This is a genomic window from Paenarthrobacter sp. CCNWLY172 (assembly GCF_037402035.1).
In the GTDB taxonomy this organism is placed as follows: domain Bacteria; phylum Actinomycetota; class Actinomycetes; order Actinomycetales; family Micrococcaceae; genus Arthrobacter.
Genome location: NZ_JBBEGB010000005.1, coordinates 282,722 through 300,692, shown reverse-complemented (window position 1 = coordinate 300,692; position 17,971 = coordinate 282,722). Strand labels below are relative to the sequence as shown.

The 17,971-nt window shown below is 62.2% G+C and carries 22 protein-coding genes; 9 read left to right on the top strand and 13 right to left on the bottom strand.

Translation table 11 applies throughout. The annotated features are described in order from the left end of the window. Positions 1-2: 2 nt before the first annotated feature. Positions 3-1,739, top strand: coding sequence for a dihydroxyacetone kinase family protein (locus WBN73_RS10075; RefSeq protein ID WP_337340093.1), 1,737 nt, complete (start codon positions 3-5; stop codon positions 1,737-1,739). Positions 1,740-1,748: 9 nt separating this feature from the next. Beyond that, positions 1,749-2,207 (top strand): ribose-5-phosphate isomerase, encoded by a 459-nt coding sequence (locus WBN73_RS10070; protein ID WP_337340094.1) that lies wholly within the window; start codon positions 1,749-1,751, stop codon positions 2,205-2,207. Positions 2,208-2,280: 73 nt separating this feature from the next. Here the strand turns inward: WBN73_RS10070 and WBN73_RS10065 are convergent, their stop codons facing one another. Both WBN73_RS10065 and dnaB read right to left on the bottom strand, forming a co-directional pair. Then, complete coding sequence (locus WBN73_RS10065; protein WP_337340095.1) at positions 2,281-3,012, bottom strand: hypothetical protein; 732 nt, start codon at positions 3,010-3,012, stop codon at positions 2,281-2,283. Between the two features lie 95 nt (positions 3,013-3,107). Further along, positions 3,108-4,496 (bottom strand): replicative DNA helicase, encoded by a 1,389-nt coding sequence (gene dnaB / locus WBN73_RS10060; protein WP_089597011.1) that lies wholly within the window; start codon positions 4,494-4,496, stop codon positions 3,108-3,110. Between the two features lie 594 nt (positions 4,497-5,090). On the opposite strand from dnaB, the gene WBN73_RS10055 reads away from it, so the two are divergent. Both WBN73_RS10055 and WBN73_RS10050 read left to right on the top strand, forming a co-directional pair. Then, positions 5,091-5,564: a hypothetical protein gene (locus WBN73_RS10055; RefSeq protein WP_337340227.1), complete on the top strand. Its 474-nt coding sequence runs from the start codon at positions 5,091-5,093 to the stop codon at positions 5,562-5,564. Between the two features lie 7 nt (positions 5,565-5,571). Further along, complete coding sequence (locus tag WBN73_RS10050; RefSeq protein ID WP_207595531.1) at positions 5,572-6,147, top strand: hypothetical protein; 576 nt, start codon at positions 5,572-5,574, stop codon at positions 6,145-6,147. A 6-nt stretch (positions 6,148-6,153) separates the two neighbouring features. On the opposite strand, the gene WBN73_RS10045 is transcribed toward WBN73_RS10050, so the two are convergent. Beyond that, on the bottom strand, positions 6,154-6,510 hold the full coding sequence (locus WBN73_RS10045; RefSeq protein WP_242703451.1) for a TFIIB-type zinc ribbon-containing protein: 357 nt from the start codon (positions 6,508-6,510) through the stop codon (positions 6,154-6,156). Positions 6,511-6,613: 103 nt separating this feature from the next. Here WBN73_RS10045 and WBN73_RS10040 point away from each other — a divergent pair, with 103 nt between their 5' ends. Then, a complete protein-coding gene (locus WBN73_RS10040; RefSeq protein ID WP_337340096.1) occupies positions 6,614-7,096 on the top strand; it encodes a MepB family protein in 483 nt (160 codons plus the stop codon). On the opposite strand, the gene WBN73_RS10035 is transcribed toward WBN73_RS10040, so the two are convergent. From WBN73_RS10035 to WBN73_RS10020, 4 genes are all read right to left on the bottom strand, one after another. Next, positions 7,082-7,708 carry an FMN reductase gene (locus tag WBN73_RS10035; RefSeq protein WP_337340228.1) on the bottom strand — a complete coding sequence of 209 codons (627 nt, stop codon included), beginning with the start codon at positions 7,706-7,708 and terminating at the stop codon, positions 7,082-7,084. The genes WBN73_RS10040 and WBN73_RS10035 overlap by 15 nt on opposite strands. 91 nt (positions 7,709-7,799) lie before the next feature. Beyond that, entirely contained in the window at positions 7,800-8,759 is a 960-nt protein-coding gene (locus WBN73_RS10030) for an alpha/beta hydrolase (protein WP_337340097.1), read from the bottom strand. 56 nt (positions 8,760-8,815) lie between these two features. Continuing rightward, positions 8,816-9,892 carry an alpha/beta hydrolase gene (locus WBN73_RS10025; RefSeq protein ID WP_337340098.1) on the bottom strand — a complete coding sequence of 359 codons (1,077 nt, stop codon included), beginning with the start codon at positions 9,890-9,892 and terminating at the stop codon, positions 8,816-8,818. 63 nt (positions 9,893-9,955) lie between these two features. Further along, a complete protein-coding gene (locus WBN73_RS10020) occupies positions 9,956-10,468 on the bottom strand; it encodes a GNAT family N-acetyltransferase (protein ID WP_337340099.1) in 513 nt (170 codons plus the stop codon). A gap of 86 nt (positions 10,469-10,554) precedes the next feature. Between WBN73_RS10020 and WBN73_RS10015 the strand changes: the two genes are divergently transcribed. Next, entirely contained in the window at positions 10,555-11,805 is a 1,251-nt protein-coding gene (locus WBN73_RS10015) for a CaiB/BaiF CoA transferase family protein (protein WP_337340100.1), read from the top strand. Beyond that, on the top strand, positions 11,802-12,752 hold the full coding sequence (locus tag WBN73_RS10010) for a hydroxymethylglutaryl-CoA lyase (protein WP_280625057.1): 951 nt from the start codon (positions 11,802-11,804) through the stop codon (positions 12,750-12,752). The genes WBN73_RS10015 and WBN73_RS10010 overlap by 4 nt, the downstream gene beginning before the upstream one ends. Here WBN73_RS10010 and WBN73_RS10005 read toward each other — a convergent pair. Next, entirely contained in the window at positions 12,749-13,198 is a 450-nt protein-coding gene (locus tag WBN73_RS10005) for an SRPBCC family protein (protein ID WP_337340101.1), read from the bottom strand. The two genes, WBN73_RS10010 and WBN73_RS10005, sit on opposite strands and share 4 nt — an antisense overlap. 85 nt (positions 13,199-13,283) lie before the next feature. Then, a complete protein-coding gene (locus WBN73_RS10000) occupies positions 13,284-13,577 on the bottom strand; it encodes a DUF4287 domain-containing protein (RefSeq protein WP_207595540.1) in 294 nt (97 codons plus the stop codon). A gap of 210 nt (positions 13,578-13,787) precedes the next feature. On the opposite strand from WBN73_RS10000, the gene WBN73_RS09995 reads away from it, so the two are divergent. Beyond that, positions 13,788-14,696: a hypothetical protein gene (locus tag WBN73_RS09995; RefSeq protein ID WP_242703452.1), complete on the top strand. Its 909-nt coding sequence runs from the start codon at positions 13,788-13,790 to the stop codon at positions 14,694-14,696. Positions 14,697-14,702: 6 nt separating this feature from the next. Here WBN73_RS09995 and WBN73_RS09990 read toward each other — a convergent pair whose 3' ends face one another. After that, positions 14,703-15,620 carry a diacylglycerol/lipid kinase family protein gene (locus WBN73_RS09990; RefSeq protein ID WP_242703453.1) on the bottom strand — a complete coding sequence of 306 codons (918 nt, stop codon included), beginning with the start codon at positions 15,618-15,620 and terminating at the stop codon, positions 14,703-14,705. Between the two features lie 174 nt (positions 15,621-15,794). Here WBN73_RS09990 and WBN73_RS09985 point away from each other — a divergent pair, with 174 nt between their 5' ends. Continuing rightward, on the top strand, positions 15,795-16,004 hold the full coding sequence (locus tag WBN73_RS09985) for a hypothetical protein (RefSeq protein WP_089597024.1): 210 nt from the start codon (positions 15,795-15,797) through the stop codon (positions 16,002-16,004). A 5-nt stretch (positions 16,005-16,009) separates the two neighbouring features. Here the strand turns inward: WBN73_RS09985 and WBN73_RS09980 are convergent, their stop codons facing one another. From WBN73_RS09980 to WBN73_RS09970, 3 genes are read right to left on the bottom strand one after another with little or no spacing between them, the layout of a single operon-like run. Next, entirely contained in the window at positions 16,010-16,792 is a 783-nt protein-coding gene (locus WBN73_RS09980) for a methyltransferase domain-containing protein (RefSeq protein WP_337340102.1), read from the bottom strand. After that, positions 16,792-17,151 (bottom strand): iron chaperone, encoded by a 360-nt coding sequence (locus WBN73_RS09975; protein WP_207595542.1) that lies wholly within the window; start codon positions 17,149-17,151, stop codon positions 16,792-16,794. Before WBN73_RS09975 ends, WBN73_RS09980 begins: the two co-directional genes overlap by 1 nt. A gap of 24 nt (positions 17,152-17,175) precedes the next feature. After that, positions 17,176-17,967, bottom strand: a complete 792-nt coding sequence (locus WBN73_RS09970; protein ID WP_337340103.1) for an IclR family transcriptional regulator — start codon at positions 17,965-17,967, stop codon at positions 17,176-17,178. Positions 17,968-17,971: the final 4 nt, after the last annotated feature.

The window sequence follows — 17,971 nt, the reverse complement described above, 5'->3', positions numbered from 1 at the left end:
CCATGACCCGAATCTTCAACGATCCCGCAGACTTTGCCGATGAAGCCCTCGCCGGTTTCTGCGACGCTCACTCAGACCTCGTCCGCCAGGTTGAAGGCGGCGCAATCCGCCGCGGCCGTCCGGCAACTCCAAAGGTCGCCGTCATTACCGGCGGCGGATCCGGACATTATCCGGCCTTTGCGGGCATCATCGGACCAGGCTTCGCTGACGGCGCCGTGGTGGGCAACATCTTCACCTCGCCATCAACCCAGCAGGCCTACTCGGTAGCCAAGGCCGCAAATTCAGGGGCAGGCGTGGTCTTCACCTACGGCAACTACGCAGGCGATGTGATGAACTTCGGCATGGCCAGCGAGCGCCTCAATGCTGAGGGAATCGCGACGGAGAACGTGCTGGTCACGGACGACATCGCCAGTGCCCCTTCGGACGAGGTAGAGAAGCGTCGCGGTATTGCAGGCGACTTCGTGGTCTTCAAGGTCATGGGTGCGGCGGCCGAAGCAGGGCTGGACCTCGAGTCCGTGGTTCGCGTGGGGCGCAAGGCCAACGAGTTGACGCGGACAATTGGCACGGCCTTCAGCAGCTGTACCTTCCCCGGCGCCGACCAACCCCTGTTCCGCCTTCCTGAAGGACAGATGGGCCTGGGCCTGGGTATCCACGGTGAGCCCGGACTGTTCGATACCGAGCTGCCATCCGCCGTCGAACTTGGCCAGGAACTGGTGCGGCGCGTTCTGGCCGAAACGCCGGCTACCGGTTCTACACGACTGGCTGTGATCCTCAATGGCCTCGGATCCACCAAACACGAGGAGTTGTTCGTTCTCTGGCGCACCGTGGCTCCCCTCCTCCGCGAAGCCGGCTACACCTTGGTCATGCCCGAGGTTGGGGAGCTGGTGACCAGCCTCGATATGGCAGGCGCTTCGTTGACGCTCACCTGGCTGGACGGCGAGCTCGAACAGTACTGGATCGCGCCAGCACTGACTCCGGCGTACCGTCGCGGTGCTGTGGGGTTCGACGTCGCTGCCGCGGACCCCGTTGAAGCCGAACTGGACGCGGTGCCTGCAGCCGACTATTCCTCCACAGTTGAGTCCCGCGAATATGCAGCCCAATGCCTTGCGGCCCTCAACACAACCGCCACACTGCTGCGGGATTCCGAGGCGATGCTGGGCGCCATGGACGCCATCGCAGGCGACGGCGACCACGGCCGCGGCATGGTCCGCGGATCCGCGGCAGCTCTGGATGCGGCGGCCGTTGCGTTTGAACGCGGTGCCGGAGCTGGGTCGCTGCTGGCGGCGGCGGGAGACGCCTGGGCTGACAAAGCCGGCGGAACATCGGGCGTCCTGTGGGGTGCCGGACTGCGCGCCCTTGGCGAGCGGTTGGGTGACTCTGAGAACCCGACCCCGGACGTCCTCACCCAGTCCGTTCGAGCCTTCGCGGACCGCATCGCGAGCCTCGGAAAGGCCGAGATCGGCGATAAGACCATGATGGACGCGCTGCTGCCGTTCGTATCCTCCCTTGAGAAGCGCATCGCTGCCGGTACCTACGCGGAGCAAGCGTGGTCCGCCGCGGCAGCCGACGCCACGCGGGCCGCCGAGTCCACCGCGGAACTTCGCCCCTTGAAGGGGCGTGCCCGGCCCCTGGCCGAGAAGAGCATTGGTACGCCGGACCCCGGGGCGACGTCGCTCGCCATGGTGTTTGCCGCCGTCGGGTCGCATTTCACCGCCGTTCCCCTTGCAGCAACCACCTAGGAGATTCACATGCGCATCATTGTTGGCGCCGATGAAGCCGGCGTTGAGTACAAAGACCGAATCCTGGCCGACCTTGAGGCCGACTCCCGGATCGCTGAAGTGATCGACATCGGAGTAAACCGAGCCGACGAGGACTTCACCAGGCCCTACCCCTACGTGGGCATCGCGGCCGGCGAGATGATCCGCGACGGCAAGGCCGACCGGGCCATCCTGTTCTGCGGCACGGGAATTGGGGTGGCTGTCGCTGCCAATAAGGTTCCAGGCATCAGGGCCACAGCTGCCCATGATTCGTTCTCCGTTGAGCGCTCCATCCTCTCCAATGACTGCCAGATCCTCACCATGGGCCAGCGGGTTGTAGGCGTGGAGTTGGCCCGCCGGTTGGCCAGGGAGTGGATCGGCTACGCGTTCGATCCTTCGTCCGGTTCAGCCGCCAAGGTAAAGGTCCTCAGCGACTTCGAGGGCTGCTGAAAACCTCTTCAGGGCGTGAAAAAGCCGCACAGGCGGGGAAAGCTCCTGCCTGTGCGGCCCGGACATTCAAGAATTACTTGATCAGCGCTGCTGCCTGGTCCATGAGGGCGCCCGCTGCTTCCGGCCCACCGGCCACACCATCTTCGGCAGTTGCCGAGGCGGAGATCAAGACACCATCCTTAATCGCGTGCGCAATAAAGATGGCGCCTTTTCTTCCATCAGGGAGCACCATTACGGTCTTGAAACCCTCGGTTCCGGGCACGTTGCCCACGCCTTCGACCTTCTGAGTAGAGGTGGTGAGCGTTTGCCCTTCAGCGGAGTAGGACACCTTTTTGCACTCTTCCGCCTGGGATTTGCTCTTCTCCAAATCGTCTTTGAGACGGGCAGCATCGACGCCGGAGGTCAACGACACACTGCTGATGAAACCGTTGGTTTTGGTCCGGGTCGTGCCGGCCGCCGTGGAACCGTCGATGGTGCGCGGCGCCCCCAGCAAGAAAGGATCCTTACAGGCGGCGGGTTCGATGGTGGCTCCTGCGAATCCCTTAACCATCGAGTCATACTGCGCCAGCAGCTCGTCCCCGGAGAGTACGGCGGGGCTGGTGCCATCCGCCAGTTTGACCTGCCCGACCAATCCGATGAGCTCTTCCTTGGTGTACTGCTTCACGGGCGTCGGCGTCGAAGTAGCAGCCTCGCTGGCAGGGGCCGACGTTGATTCCTGTGCGGCCGTGGTACCACCGCCACACGCCGTGAGAGCCAAAATTACCAGTGCCGATGCCCCGAATCCGAGCAGCGAATTTTTCTTCATGTGTTTCCCCAATAATTCTTAGTGATGCGCCCGCAGTCACGGACTCCACTTAGACTACTGGCCCTCATTGGTCGCCCCGGACCATGCCGTGGAGGCTAGAAGCCGCCGCCGCCAGCGCCTGCATCGCCTGCCATATTGGCAAAACGCGAGTAGTGGCCCTGGAAAGCAACAACGATGTCCTTGGTGGGACCGTTACGGTGCTTGGCAATGAGGATGTCCGCTTCGCCGGCGCGGGGCGATTCTTTGTCGTAGACATCTTCACGGTGCAACAGGATGACCATGTCGGCGTCCTGCTCGATGGAGCCGGATTCACGGAGGTCGGACACCATGGGGCGCTTGTCCTGGCGCTGCTCGGAACCACGGTTCAGCTGTGACAGGGCGATGACGGGAACCTGGAGCTCCTTGGCGAGCAGCTTAAGCGCACGCGAGAACTCGGAAACTTCCTGTTGGCGGGATTCCACCTTTTTGCCGGAGCTCATGAGCTGGAGGTAGTCGAGAATCACCAGTTTGAGGTCGTGCTGCTGCTTCAGGCGGCGGCACTTGGCCCGGATCTCCATCAGGGACATGTTGGGGCTGTCATCGATGAACAGCGGAGCATCGTTCATGCGACCCATGGTGGTGGCGATCTTGGACCATTGCTCGTCCTTGATGGTGCCCTTACGGAGGTCTTGCAGACCAATAGTGGCCTCTGCGGACAGAAGACGCATGGCGATCTCGTTCCGGCCCATTTCCAAGGAGAACATGACTGTAGCCAGGTTGTTCTTGATGGCGGCAGAACGGGCGAAGTCCAGCGCAAACGTGGACTTACCCACGGCAGGACGAGCTGCAATGACGATCATCTGGCCGGGGTGAAGCCCGTGAGTCAGTTCGTCCAGCTCGTAGAAGCCAGTGGGAACACCGGTCATGCCTTCGCCGCGGTGACCGGAAGCTTCGATCTCGTCCACGGTGGATTCCATGACGTCCTTCAACGCCACGTAGTCCTCTGCAGTGCGCTTTTCCGCCACAGCGTAGACCTCGGCCTGGGCCTGGTTGACAAGGTCTTCCACTTCGCCGTCCTGGCCGTAGCCCATCTGGACGATCTTGGTGCCGGCGTTAACAAGGCGGCGAAGGACAGCACGCTCGGCAACAATCTCGGCGTAGTAGCCAGCGTTTGCCGCGGTGGGCACTGTCTGGATGAGCTCGTGGAGGTAGGCGGGGCCGCCAATCCTGTTGATCTCACCGCGCTTGGTCAGTTCGTCCGAGACGGTCACAGCGTCGGCCGGCTCGCCACGACCGTAGAGGTCAATGATGGACTCATAGATGGTCTCGTGGGCCGGACGGTAGAAATCATGCCCACGGACGATCTCGACGACATCCGCGATCGCATCCTTGGACAGCATCATGCCGCCAAGTACCGACTGTTCTGCGGGGATGTCCTGGGGAGGTTTCCGGCTCGAGTCCGAAGCGCGTGTGCCCTCGATTGAGTCCAAGTGCGTAACTGACAAAGCCGTCCTCCATTTGTGTACCGCTGCAGAGATTTACTCCCCGGCGGCCCGTAAAGCGCAGTGTGTGGTGACTAAGTCCGCCGGTGTCTCTGACGATGTCAGGCAGGGCCGACGAAATAGCATTCCGTATCCACAAGTTATCCACAGCCGATTCCCCAAACCCGCTGCCAATGGTGGTTGGAGCAGCGTCCGGGGAACTCAACAAGGGATATTCGCATCCAAAATGGACACTCCAGACACGTTACAGCAGGCGCCTTACACCCCCTGTGGAAAACCTGTGGAATACCAGCCCCTCGTTGTGCACAGACTGTGCGTTACCCTGTGGATAGAGAAATTCTTTTACAGGAAAATAGCGTCTGACCTGCGGAAACAGTCATCACAAGCTGTGGACTAAAGAAAGATTTGGGACAACTTCATCCACAGACGCTCTGCCACTCGGAGCCTCATGAAGGGCGGAAAGCACCCCAAACATGCCCCAAATGTGATGCATCTTACAAACCGGCCCTAAATTTGACACCACCGTCTCAGAAGCCTATGCCGGAAGTGGAATGTGCTGTGGATAACCAAGTTCTGGCATAAGCTCTAAGCATGGGGATGAACTTTGGTGACGTGTTGACGCTTGCCCTTCCGCTTCTAGTCCTCGTTGGCCTGTTGTGGGCACTCACGGCGGCCTTCAAACCGCGTGATACCGGCGTCTCGGACGCGGAGAGGTATCAACGTGAACTGGCAGCCCGTTCGGCTGCGCACCAAGCGTCCCAAGTGCAGGAGGCGCTGGCCCTGCGCGCCCGGATTGAAGCCACCACCAAGCCTAGCCAGAATGAGGCAAGCCACCGGGAACAGGCGGAGAACACCAGGTCCGCTATTCAGGCCCAGGCCGCCCGTTCACACGCTGCCGGCCAGGCCGGACACCAGCCTGCCGTCCTTCCCAATGGCCAACTGAACCCGCAGCTGGCGCTCGAGCTCCAAAACCTGGTCCGCAGCGGGAAGAAAATCGAGGCCATCAAGGTTCTGCGCCAAGCCACCCACTCGGACCTGCTTACCGCCAAGAACTACGTAGATCGGCTCTGACAACGCCATGGATTCCATCCTCATCCCGCTCCTGATCCTCATTGCGGTCATTGCGGGCGTGCTCCTGCTCATTCGCTCTTTCACCAAGCGTTCTGCTGAAACCTCAGCGGATGTGGCAGCCGCGAACGCCCCGAAGGATCCCGTCGAGCTGGCCAGGGAATCTGCCGCCAAGCTCAACCAGGAGCAGCACCGCCAGCTCTACTCCCTGATCGCCCGCGGACAGGGCATGGCAGCGATCAAGCTCTACTTACAGGCCACTGGCGAAGGCCTGCGTGCCTCGCGTGAAGCGGTAGGCGCCTTGGCGGCCCACCCGCAGCCTTTCACGCCGGAGCCAGCCGCCAAAGACCTGCTGGCTGAGGACGATGACGAGCCCGAGCGCTTTCCCTACCGTTACAGGGCGATCGTCAGCAAAGGCGAGGTGACGCGGGAAGTGAGCAGCAACATGCTCAACGATGAGATCTACGGACGAATCCGGACGCTCGCCAAAAGTGGAGATGTTGAGGGCGCCGCCATAGCGTTGACGCGCCACTCAGACATCACCATCAAACAAGCCCGCGAGTTTATTGAGCTGTTGGACGACTAGGAAAACCTAGAAGTCGAAGAGGTCTCCAAGGAAGCCTTCTTTTTTCTTGCGCTTACGGCCGTACCCATCGCGATCGTAGCCTTCGCGCCGATCGCCATCCCGTCGGTCGTAGTCGCGCCTGTCCCTGTCGTCATAGCGCGGCTGCTGCGGACGGGACTCAAACGGATTGTAGAGGGGCGGCGGCGCGACGGGGGGCTGGGACGGCGCGGCCGCAGGCCGGGCAGGGGCAGGGATGGTTTCTGCTGCGACGCGATCAATGATCTTGTCCAGCTCCCCACGGTCCAACCACACACCCCTGCATTGCGGGCAGTAGTCAATCTCCACGCCGCTTCGTTCACTCATCACCAGGTCAATGGAATCCACAGGACACTTCATGGTTGCCCCAACGATCAGCCGCGTGAAAAAGTTCGGGCCAACCAAGGGGTGGGATTCACCAAGCACCCAGCACCACGTGCATACTGATCGGATGGTTCATCCCGATGTCCTCCAAGCGCACCGGCTTATGAACCTCCTGGGGAAGACGTGCTCCCTCCCCGTTCCCGAGCCTGACAACTCTGAGTACGGCGCCGCAACGTCCACCTGTGGGCCTGCAGTGATCCGCTTCAGGGTGGGCAAGGTTACGCCGACCAAGGTGGGACTCTTCGTAGCGGTGTGGCGGCGGTCAGCTGCCGGAGGTACGGAACCGTTCCCGGCCGACCACCCGGATGCCAACGACGCCGACACTTTGGTGATCTCCGTCCGGGAAGGGGAAAACACCGGTCACTTCGTCTTTCTCCGGTCCGCCGTGGTCACTCACGGCATCAGTTCCCTCAGCGGAAGAGGCGGGAAGCGCGGGTTCCGCGTCTATCCTCCGTGGTCCGTCACTATCAACCCCCAGGCACGGAAGACCCAGGCGTGGCAGGTCGGGTACTTCCACTACTCCCCTGATGGCGGGCTACCGACCCGCTGAAATACCTGCCAACAGCTGTTCGAACGGCAGTGATTCAAGGGCGTCGGGCTTGCGGTTCGGCTGCGGGCCGCTGAGCAACTGCACCAGTTCTCCCGCAGCGCGGTCCACGCGCGCCGAAAGGGGCGAGCCGCCGTCGTCGTTGTTTCCCCAGTCCTGGGGTCCCGCGAACACGCCCGTAGCGGCAATCCTGGTGCGCAGGTAGGTGAACAGTGGGCGCATAGCGTAATCCAGGACCATCTGGTGGCGATCAGTGCCGCCTGTGGCGCCGAGCAGAACAGCCTTGCCATCCAGCGACTTCGGGTCCAGCACGTCGATGAACGATTTGAACAAACCACTGTAGGAGGCGCTGAAGACGGGGCTGACGGCGATGATGGCGTCGGAATCATCGACGCCGGCAATCACCTCAGCGAGGCGTGGCGCGGCATAGCCGGTGACGAAGTTGTTGGCGATATCCACGGCAAGGTCACGCAGTTCAACGGTGTCGATCTTCACGTCATACCCTGCAGCCCGCAACTGTCGCTCGGCGGAGGCGGCCAGCTGATCGGCCAGCAGGCGGCTAGACGACGGGACACCGAGTCCGGCGGAAAGGACGGTGATGCGGCGGGTTTCCATGGCATTCTCCTGTTGCTTGTTCATCCAGCTTACATGCGTTTGCATCTAAATCAATGAACAGGCGCATGCCCGAAACTATTCCCGGGAGGCCCTAGCCGCCCTCGGTCCCCGTCAGGAACGCAACCGTGGCCGCCGTAATCTGCCCTTGGGCAACGTCGCGACCCACGCCGGGTTCGCCGTCGCCGGGCTGCGGCCCGTAGTCCCCGAAGAACGCATGGTTACCGCCCTGGACTTCCACAAAGGCGGCGTCACGGGGCAGCAGCTCGCGGGAGGCGTCGATCTTCCCAGGCGTACTGAGTCCGTCTTCGGAGCCCGAGATGGACAGGACCCTCAGCCCCGTGCGGTCGCGCATGGAGTCCAGCGGGTAGGAGGCGTACAGCAGCAGGCCGTCCACGTCCTGGTTGGACAGGGCAAATGAACCCGCGCTGACCCCGCCCAGCGAATGACCCCCAACAGTCCACGTGGAGATTTCCGGATGGGCAACCATGGCGCCACGGGCCTGGTTTCCGTCCAACAAGCTGAGATTGAGGGGCGTTTTGAGGATCACCACCAGGACCCCGGCATCCACTGCCGGCTTGAGGATGTCCACATACGCCCGAGCCTCTACGCGGGCGCCGGGGTAAAAGACGAGCCCCTTGGTGGCCGGCGCCCCTTCGGGCCTCATGACAATCGCCGTCAGCTCGTCAGCCACCGAGGCCTTGGGAGACGATCCCGTCGCTACGACACCCTGCTGGTAGGCGAAGGGATTCAGCCAAACGAGCATGGCCACCAAGGCCAGCATAGCCACGCGCCCGGCCCACGCACCTGCAGCCCTTAGTGCCGAACGCTTGCGGGACGCGCGGCGGCGGCGCCACAGCAGAACAGCCCAAAGAAGTCCGACGACGACGGCAGTCACCAACAGCGCGGGCAGCAACGGGTGTCCGCGCAGGACAGCGGGATTCCCGAGCAACATCCACAGGGGCACCAAAACCAAGGCGCCAACACACAGGACAGAGGCCCAAAAGAGCGCCGGCCTGCGGGTGGCGGGTGGGACTTTAAGGGAGGTGGTCATACTCCAATAATAGTTCCATCATGGAGATACTTTGAACTTTTCCAGGAACCGGACGATCAGCGCCGCGGGGCGTGGGTGGACAGGAAAGCGAACGTCTTGTCCCGCGCCTCCCTCGCCTCATCGAAGTTCAGGTGGAACTGGTACTCATGCGGCAGCTCCGGCTCATGGGTGGCTGGCCAGAACAGCTCGGTCACCGGAACGCCGGCATCCTTGAGGCGGTTGCTGTAGGGCACGGACTGGAGCCATGTGAGCCCGTCACCGTTGCCCCCGCTGATGAACGTAGGCGGGAAGTCGTCGGTGACGAAGTCGATAGTGGACATGGTGGCCCCGGCGTAGGTAGCGGACCAGTCCTTGGTGCCTGTGTAGGCCCAAAGGGAGGTCTTGAATCCCCAAGCAACGATGCCGTTGAGGTCAGCCATTGCCCGGAGATCGTATACACCGCAATGGAGGATGGTGGCGGCCAACTCCGATTTCTGGAGGGCAGGCTGGATCCCCATCAGATTGGCGTACTCGGGGTTTACGGTGAGCGTGGTCATCTGGCTGGCAAGCTGGGCCCCGGCAGAGTCACCGGCGAGCACAATGCGGCTGGTGTCCACATTCAGTTCGGCCGCATGGCCCTTGATGTAGGCGAGGGCGTCGTTGATGTCACGCACGGCAGTGGGATAGGTGGCTTCGGGAGCGATCGGATAGCTCATGCCGATGGTGGTGTAACCCTCGGCGGCGATGATCTGGAGATACGGATTCACGTCGCGCTGCGCTCCGGAAATCCACGCACCCCCATGAATCCACACCACGGTCGGCAGTGGCGCGGTGGTCCCTTCCGGGCTGAAAACATCAAAGGTGGACCCGGGCTTGTACACCACGCCGGTCTGGGATTGCAGAGGCGTATCCGGCACGTAAGGGGTCATCTCATCAATGGTCGCCTGCGCCCCACGCTCAAAAACACTGCGGATCAGCATCGCGGACGGCCACGGGGTAGCCGACAGTGCCAGAAGGACGAACAGGACCAGCAGAATCGCAACGTCCAGCTTCTTCAGCCGCGATGACCGTACCCGCGAAGGCCGCGAACGTGGTCCCGCGCCTGCTGATCGGCTCTTATCTGTACTTCTTTGGATCGATTCCAACGGTCCCATCACACACTCCCCCGGTCGGTGCACCTGTGAACCATGCTAAGGCCGCCGCGGCGTTTGCCGACGTCAGCCCTGCGGCCGTGCCGCCGACAGCAGCACTCCTTCGCCGCCGTCGAACGCTACGGTGTGAAAACGGGCGCCCCGCGCGACCTCCCAAAATCCCCATCTTCGGTGCAACGCCAGAGACGCCTCATTGCGCGCATTGACCACATACCAGGCGAACTCCGCCCGCTCCCACATCCAGTGGAGACGGGCCTCAGTCAGCTGCGCCGCCAGGCCCATCCGCCGGAATTCAGGCCGCACGGTGACGCCCCCCAGGTAATGCCCGGCCGGCGCGGGGCCGTCCGCGTAGTCCCAGTAATGCGTTTTCGCCCAACCCACGACGCCGGACCCACCTTCCGCGATGGCGTCATCACGCGCTTCGGCCACCACGACGAGACGGGTGGGGTCTGCGACCGCGGCGCTGATGCCATCAGCGAATCGCTCAGCCTCACTGAAAGATGTCCGCCCAGCTGCAATGTCCGCGGCGAGGATGCCATGTACATCGGCTGGGCGGGCTGTCCTGATAGTGAAGTACACCGGCTTAGTCTATTTGAGCAAAAGACTTTCATTATGAGTTGCAGCCCATAATATGGGATAGCCGACGCCCTGTATTAAGGAAGCCCATGACACATCACACCATCGCCCCACTGGACGGCGTCCGGGTCCTGGAACTCGGCAACTACATTGCCGCACCCACGGCAGGCAGGCTGCTGGCCGACTTCGGAGCCGAGGTCATCAAGGTGGAGCGGCCCGGCACCGGCGACGAGCTGCGTAACTGGCGCCTGCACAAGGGCACCACGTCCATGCTCTACCGCACACTGAACCGCAACAAGAAGTCTGTGGTCATGGATCTCCGCACCGACTTGGGCAAGCAGGCCGTGCTGGAGCTGGTGGCCAAGTGCGACATTCTCCTGGAAAACTTCCGGCCCGGCACCCTGGAAAAGTGGGGCCTGGGACCGGAGGTCCTCAACCAGGCCAACCCGGAGCTGATCGTCACGCGCATTTCTGCCTTCGGGCAGACGGGACCGCTGTCCGAGCGGCCCGGTTTTGCCGCCGTCGCCGAAGCGTACGGCGGGTTCCGCAACCTGGTGGGCGACCCGGACCGCGCTCCCGTTCGTGTTGGTGTCTCGATCGGCGACTCGATCGCGGGCCTGTACGCCGCCTTCGGCTCCGTGATGAGCCTTTACCAGCGTGAAGCACGACGCCGGGACTCGGCCGGTGGCGTTCCGCTCACCGAGCGCATCATCGACGTTGCGCTGAATGAGGCAATGTTCTCGATGATGGAATCGTTGATCCCTGACTATCAGGCTTACGGCGTGGACCGTCAGCGTGTGGGCGGCCGGATGGAGGGCATTGCTCCCTCCAACGCGTACGTGTGCAAGGACGGCGCGAGCATTGTGGTGGCAGGCAACGGTGACTCCATTTTTCAGCGGTATATGCAGACCATCGGTCGCCCTGATCTCGCCGAAGACCCTTCGCTGCAAACAAATGCCGGGCGCTGGGCCCAGCGAGAGGAGCTTGACCAGGCCATCGGCGAGTGGGCAGCTGCGCTTTCCGGTGCTGAGGCGCTGGCGGCCCTCGAGGCCGCAGGAGTTCCGGCCGGACCGATCTATACCGCCGCGGACATCAGCACGGACACCCAGTATGCGGCCCGCAACATGATCCAGAAGTTCGACGTGTCCACCGGCGATGAAATTCTTCCGGGGGTGGGCTTCCCGGGCATCGTTCCGGTGATCGGGGACCAGTCCCTGCCCATCAGAAACCTCGGCCCGGACCTGGGCGAAAACACACAGGAAATCCTTGGCGGACTCCTGAAAATGGATGCCGCGCAGATTAGTGCGGCCTCCGGCCGCGAGGAGGCCCTCCGACCATGAACAACTTCGAAAGCCCTCTGGCCACCACGCTGGGCAACGCCATTCTTCGGGACGTCACGCTGCGCGACGGGCTCCAGCTTACCGGGAAGATCCTGCCCACCGAACGGAAGATCGAGACGGTGCGTGAACTGCTGCGGCTGGGAGTGCCCGCCATTGAGCTGGGTTCCATGGCACGCGCAGATTTGGTCCCCACCATGGCCAACACACTTGACGTGGTCCGGGCCCTCACCCCCGAGGAACTGGAGAAGTGCTGGATCTGGGTGGCCACCCCCGGTCACGTCGCTAAAGCATCAGCCGCCGGAGCAAGGAACTTCCAGTACTGCTTGTCGGCCTCCGACTCGCATAACAAGGCCAATATTGGGCGGACCACTGATGAGAGTTTGGCCGCCCTTCCCGAAGCCATTGAGTACGCGCGGGCGGTGGCTGGCCAGATCCAACTGTGCATTGCCACCTCCTTCACCTGCCCGTTCGAGGGTTACGTTCCCGAAGAGCGCGTTCTCTCCATCGCCAATGATCCGCGGGCTGAAGGCACCACGGACATCGTCATCTGCGACACCTTGGGGCAAGCCGTGCCCGCGCAGGTCTCCCGGCTCATCACCCGGGTTCGGGACGAGTCACCTGCACGCAGGATCGTCTATCACGGCCACGACACCTGGGGCTTGGGTGTAGCAAACACGCTTGCCGCTCTTCAGGCCGGAGCCGCCATGGTGGACGGCGCCCTTGGTGGACTGGGCGGCTGCCCTTTCGCACCCGGCGCCAGTGGCAATACGTCCAGTGAAGACATTCTCTTTGCGACCCGCCCTGAGTGGTTGGGTCCGGACGTCTTCGGGGAACTTGTGGTGCTTTCGGAGAAACTCCTGGCCGAGTTGGGTGAACCGAACCGCTCCAAGGCAGCCCAGGGAGCGCGGTCCAAGGCTGAGGCTTTTGACTGGGTCAGGCCGGCCTAGCTCTTCTTGCCCGCTCCGCCCGCAGCCATAAGTTCCAGACGCTTGAGCGTCTCGCGGTTCCGCACTGCTATCACGGGGTCCCGCAGTGCCTTGGGTATCAATTTTCCCGGGCCGCGGACGGCGTCTTCTGCAATGGACACCCGGCACTGGGAACCGCCAAGGTCTTCCAAGGTGATCAGGATTCTGGCTTCGCCCAGAGGCCATCCTCTCGCGAGGATTTCCAGCTTTCTGCCAGGTTCCACAGCAGTGACCCTGCTGCTGTCATCGATGAGGAAGGGCCAAGACCCAACGGAATGATGCAGCTTGGAACCCACCTGCGGCCACTGATCGTCGACGGCGCGGATCCGTGAAGCACCCACCACCCAGCCGGGATAGAGCCACCCGTCCTCGATGACGTCCCAGACGTCGGCGGCGGGGGATCTGAACAACTGCGTCACGGTGGACATGTGGACCCTTTCTCAGCAGATACGGCCACGGCAATGACACTAAGCTAAGCATGCTTATGGATTGGCCGCCATAGGCCGCTCCCGGTCACGGCTGTGGCTTGCTGGCCTTGCCGTCCAGCCAGAGCATGTCCGACTCGTCCCGGTGCGTGCCGTCCGAACCCACATGCTTGCTGTCGATCTGTGGGCCCTTCTTAATGACGTGTACCAGCGCCATTCCATGGCCGCGGCCAAGATCATAATCAGCCTTGAGCCATTCGAGGATGGTCCCGGCCTTCACCGAAGGGTCACTGAATCCCTTGGATTCGGCGATTTCAACGAGCTTCCTCGGAGTGAGGCCGGTCTTGTCTTCAATGGCGTCGAGATAAGCCTGGAATGACATCGGCGTGGCCTTTCGTTCTAGATTTCAGGGACGTTACTGCGAAGTCTGCGTGAGCCATAGCGTACCGCCACCAGGGCGTGCCGAAATCCCAGCGCGGCCGGATCCATAAGAACCCGCCGTCCACGAATCAGAGCCAGACCAATTCAGCGGCGGGCCCCGCGGTTCCTGCGAGGGTACCGCGCTGCTTGGCGGCGCCCCTACACTGATCGCATGATGAGCCGAGGGTGGCGTTCCCTTGCGGCGGGTCTGGGCTTCGCCGCGACACTGCCGCTTGTGGGCGCGTGCGACTCCGGCGGAACTGGTGGCGGCGGCTCCGTTTCGGAGCCCTCCAGCGGAAGCCCAGGACCCATCTACGTTGAGGTCAACCAGTCCCGGGACCAATACGGCAAGCAGGCCATCATGCTGCAGCTCACCAACACCACGGACGCTCCCCTGACTGTGACCGCCGCCCGGCTGCGATCCACGCTTTTTGACGGTGACATTTCCTGGGAACCATTGGAAGGCAGCTTGGAGCTGCCGCCGCGTCAGCCCAAAAGCCTTCCTGCTGCTTTGCCGGGGGCCGCCTGCGAAGCATCCGGCACAGCGTCACCGGAACTCAACGCCAGGATCACCTACGCAGCAACGGGCAAAGAACCCGTGGACGGGATCACCGAGGCTTCCGATCCCTTCAACGTCCTCGCCAGAAACGCCGGCGAACTGTGCCTCGCAGCAGAAGCTGCCGCCGTCGCCTCAATGGTCCTGGACCCCGCACTTGAGGTGGCAGCGGACGGCCGCACCGCCGTCGTGCGCCTTGTCATGACGCCGGCCACGCCGGGTGGATCCGCGAAAAGCCTCACCATTGAATCGATCGACGGAACCACCCTTCTGGCGGAGACACCCTCTGATCCCTGGCCGCGGAACGTCACCATCGCACCCGGTGACGCCACACGCGTTTTGGCCTTGCACATGAGACCTGCGCGCTGCGACCCACATGCCGTCGCCGAGGACAAGGTGGGGACACTCTTGCCACTAAGGGTCACAGTGGGTGAACGTCAGGGGTTGGTGAAGATCGCGGCGTCCAATGAACTCCGTGGCCGGATCTACGACTTCGTCACCGTCGCATGCGCCACTGCGGGCTAAGCGTGCCTAGCCGAGAGTGGCCAGGGCGCGGGGAGCGCACTCCACCGTGACCTTGACGTTCGCTTCAACGCTCTTCACCTCGCCATCCATTTGATACGGCAGGGGCTTGAGCGTGGTGAATTCATACTTGCTCATGCTCGGTTGGTCACCCAAGCCCTGCGTGGTGGCCTTGAGCGCAGTCAGGAGAACGCGCCACTTGGGCATATGCGGGAAGGTGATGACCTCAAACTTCCCGTCGGATGGGTGGTTTGCGGCTTCACTGAGCGTGGCGTACTTGGCCATTTCATTGATATTGGCGAAGACGAGGCTGTCGAATTTCCGGCGCTTCCCGTCAGCCAAGCGAATGCCAAACGGCTCGAACTTGGAAAACGTCTGGATCACGGTGACCATTTCCGTCAACGCACCTTTACTGCCCTTTTCGAGTTCGGTGGCCACCACAGGGGTCAAGCCGAATCCGATGTAGGAATGCGCATATTCGAGGGGCTCATTCTCGTTTTGGCCCGTGTGGATGCGGAGAAGGTCAATGTGGTGAACATGGCCTTCGGCAATGGCCTCTTCCAACGGTTTCGTCGACATGATCCTGCTGTGGTCGTTGGCGTTTCCGGCAGCCCTGACTGCACAAACAGCCTTGGGGTTCCCGGCCTGCATCACACCATTAACCACCTCGTTGTAGCCGCCATCGCCGCTGACGGACACCACCAGGACGTCGCCGCCCTTGCTGGCCGCTTCCCTCGCCAGATCGACGGCGTGTCCGGCGTGTTCGGTGGGCTGGAGGGTGATCTCAGGCTGATAGGAGAGGAGCTCCTTCAGTCGGTCATGCAACTGCTGCGCCAACTCAGGCGCATCCCCCGTGCTGTTGGGGTTAAAAATGATGACGATCGACTCAAAGGTCCGGGCAGAATCCACAGTGTGCTCCTGATTCATTGCGAGGTCCCTCTTCAGGCGATAGTTTCCCTCGGAAGTTCCCATAGTATTCCCAAAGCCGCTGGGGTTTCGGATGGGCCCTGAACGTGCAAGCATGAAAATGCACCTTAAGAAGCAAGATCACGTCAATCAGCCTGATGCGGTTAGTGCCGTGTCAGGAGTCGGGAAAGGTTCATGGAAGACTCACGCCAGACGGCCCGGTCGCTGGTCATGGAGCATGAGATCACCCTGGACGATTTATGGGCTTGGTATTGGGCCAACGGCGGAAACGCCAGGCCGTGGGATTTCGACGCCTACCTCTTTGGCATCCAAGAGCGGGATCCCTTCGACCTGAAGATCCTCACGTGGGCCATGGAAGATCTTGAGGCGCGTTCACTGCTCTGATTCCCCTAGGGCATTGCTGCATGGGCCGGCTGCTTACGCTCTTTCCGGGCCTCTATCAGATGCCGTGTTGAGTGGGCAACGAACGGGCGCCCGGACCTCATCTGCTCATCCAATTCCCTCAGTCTGCCCAGATAGCGTTCTGCTGAAAAATCGGGAACCCACCACACACATTTGCGCAGGATCCACACCACGGCGCCCACGTCGAAGAACTCCATCCGGCACCGGGCGGTGCGGAGGTCCGTGATGGTGAGGCCGGAGGCTTCGGCAGCCGCTGCCTCGGCCTGGGGGTCCCGCCCCTTACGCTGTTCCGGTAAAGGCCCCAGAAAGTGTTCAATCAGTTCAAAGGCCGACGCCGGTCCCACATGCTGGGCGAAATAGCAGCCACCGGGGATCAGGACGCGGTGAATTTCTTTCCAGTCGGGCCTGACCGGGTGGCGTGCGGTCACGAGCTCGAAGGAACTGTCAGGGAAAGGCAGGCCGGAACCGGCTGTCGTCTCCAGGATGTCTACTCCGCGCTGCCCCAGTAACCCACGGGCGCGTTGGGCGTTGGGCGGCCAGCCCTCGGTGGCAGCCATCAGTTCAGGAAACTGGGTGGCCTCTGAGAGCACCTCGCCGCCACCAGTGTCCAGGTCCAAGGCACTCCGGACAGCGGCAAGGCGGCCCGCCAGCAACTTCGCATATCCCCACGGCGGACGTTCTTCGGTTGCCCGCCCGTCCAGCCAGGCGAATCCCCAGCCGTTCACGTCGGCTTCCCCGGCCTCCGCCACCAAAGTCTCAAAATCACGCATCAGTGTTTCCGTCGTCTTTCCGCCGCGAGCTGGCCAGCAACCCTGCTGATCAATTGGTACGGGATTGGCTTGGATAAAGGAAACTTCAAGGTTCCTTTCCCGGACAGATACTGCTCCAACTCGTTATTCAACGTTTCGTCTCCCCGAGGGACCGGATACACCGAAATGTGGTGTGCCCAGGCAGCGAAATACACCACATAGTGCCCATCGATGGTGACTGTGGGAATGTCATAACTGATCATCTCGCCGGCATCGGGAACTGCTGCGTGAATGCTCCTGCGGATCTCCTTGAGGATCAGCTGGGTAGCCTCAGGCTGGGCTGCGATGTAGGCGTCCACTGTGGAGTGTTTCCCGGCCATCGTCATTCTCCCTTACGTTGTTAATCAGCTCTCGCCGGGGAAACGTCCACCGATCAGCCTGGTCATGTGCTCAGCGGCAGCCAGCAGGGGCTCCACCCAAGCCTCGCATATCTCCCGCGGCATCCGAAGGGTTGGCCCGCTGATAGTGACGGCGCCCACCAAGCCGGCGGCCGAATCGAAAACCGGCGCGGATAGCCCTGATGCGCCGTCTTCCCGCTCACCCACAGTGATGGCGAACCCGTCAGCGTGGGTCTTCTTCACCGCCGCTTCGAGCTCCTCGGAACTGGTGATGGTGTGATCCGTGATGGACTCCAACGGATCCCGCAGCACGGCTTCCATCAATTCCGGCGACCAGGCCAGGAGCACCCTGCCTGCCGACCCTGCGTGAAGCGGCACAATCTTTCCCAAGTGCATCTCCCGGCGGAGTGCGTGATGCGTTTCTGCCATGGCCACGCAGACCCGGTAGTGCTGTTCTGCTTTGAAGAAGCACGCAGTCTCGCCGGTGGTGTCCCGAAGGGACTTGAGCAGCGGACCCAGGATGTCCACCACGTCCATACCGCGGGTTGCCGGCGCCGCCCAGTAGGCCATCCGCATGCCGATGCGGTACGCATCGCCTTCCCGGTCCAGGAAGCCCTGCGACGTGAGGTTCGTGACCAGTCGCTGCACCGTCGACGTGGGCATGCCGGTGGATTCGCGGATGTCTGCCAACTGCAGTACCGGCTTGGACAACGAGAAAGCATCCAGGATGGACGTGATCTTGCCCAGGACAAGCAAAGGGTTGCCGTTGGCCTTCACGGAAGCATCGGATGCGGACATAAGA

Coding starts and splice junctions, on each gene's coding strand:
- WBN73_RS10075 (WP_337340093.1), top strand. CDS start 3: ATGACCCGAATCTTCAACGATCCCGCAGACTTTGCCGATGAAGCCCTC.
- WBN73_RS10070 (WP_337340094.1), top strand. CDS start 1,749: ATGCGCATCATTGTTGGCGCCGATGAAGCCGGCGTTGAGTACAAAGAC.
- WBN73_RS10065 (WP_337340095.1), bottom strand. CDS start 3,012: ATGAAGAAAAATTCGCTGCTCGGATTCGGGGCATCGGCACTGGTAATT.
- WBN73_RS10055 (WP_337340227.1), top strand. CDS start 5,091: ATGAACTTTGGTGACGTGTTGACGCTTGCCCTTCCGCTTCTAGTCCTC.
- WBN73_RS10050 (WP_207595531.1), top strand. CDS start 5,572: ATGGATTCCATCCTCATCCCGCTCCTGATCCTCATTGCGGTCATTGCG.
- WBN73_RS10040 (WP_337340096.1), top strand. CDS start 6,614: ATGGTTCATCCCGATGTCCTCCAAGCGCACCGGCTTATGAACCTCCTG.
- WBN73_RS10035 (WP_337340228.1), bottom strand. CDS start 7,708: ATGGAAACCCGCCGCATCACCGTCCTTTCCGCCGGACTCGGTGTCCCG.
- WBN73_RS10030 (WP_337340097.1), bottom strand. CDS start 8,759: ATGACCACCTCCCTTAAAGTCCCACCCGCCACCCGCAGGCCGGCGCTC.
- WBN73_RS10025 (WP_337340098.1), bottom strand. CDS start 9,892: ATGGGACCGTTGGAATCGATCCAAAGAAGTACAGATAAGAGCCGATCA.
- WBN73_RS10015 (WP_337340100.1), top strand. CDS start 10,555: ATGACACATCACACCATCGCCCCACTGGACGGCGTCCGGGTCCTGGAA.
- WBN73_RS10010 (WP_280625057.1), top strand. CDS start 11,802: ATGAACAACTTCGAAAGCCCTCTGGCCACCACGCTGGGCAACGCCATT.
- WBN73_RS10005 (WP_337340101.1), bottom strand. CDS start 13,198: ATGTCCACCGTGACGCAGTTGTTCAGATCCCCCGCCGCCGACGTCTGG.
- WBN73_RS10000 (WP_207595540.1), bottom strand. CDS start 13,577: ATGTCATTCCAGGCTTATCTCGACGCCATTGAAGACAAGACCGGCCTC.
- WBN73_RS09995 (WP_242703452.1), top strand. CDS start 13,788: ATGATGAGCCGAGGGTGGCGTTCCCTTGCGGCGGGTCTGGGCTTCGCC.
- WBN73_RS09990 (WP_242703453.1), bottom strand. CDS start 15,620: ATGAATCAGGAGCACACTGTGGATTCTGCCCGGACCTTTGAGTCGATC.
- WBN73_RS09985 (WP_089597024.1), top strand. CDS start 15,795: ATGGAAGACTCACGCCAGACGGCCCGGTCGCTGGTCATGGAGCATGAG.
- WBN73_RS09980 (WP_337340102.1), bottom strand. CDS start 16,792: ATGCGTGATTTTGAGACTTTGGTGGCGGAGGCCGGGGAAGCCGACGTG.
- WBN73_RS09975 (WP_207595542.1), bottom strand. CDS start 17,151: ATGGCCGGGAAACACTCCACAGTGGACGCCTACATCGCAGCCCAGCCT.
- WBN73_RS09970 (WP_337340103.1), bottom strand. CDS start 17,967: ATGTCCGCATCCGATGCTTCCGTGAAGGCCAACGGCAACCCTTTGCTT.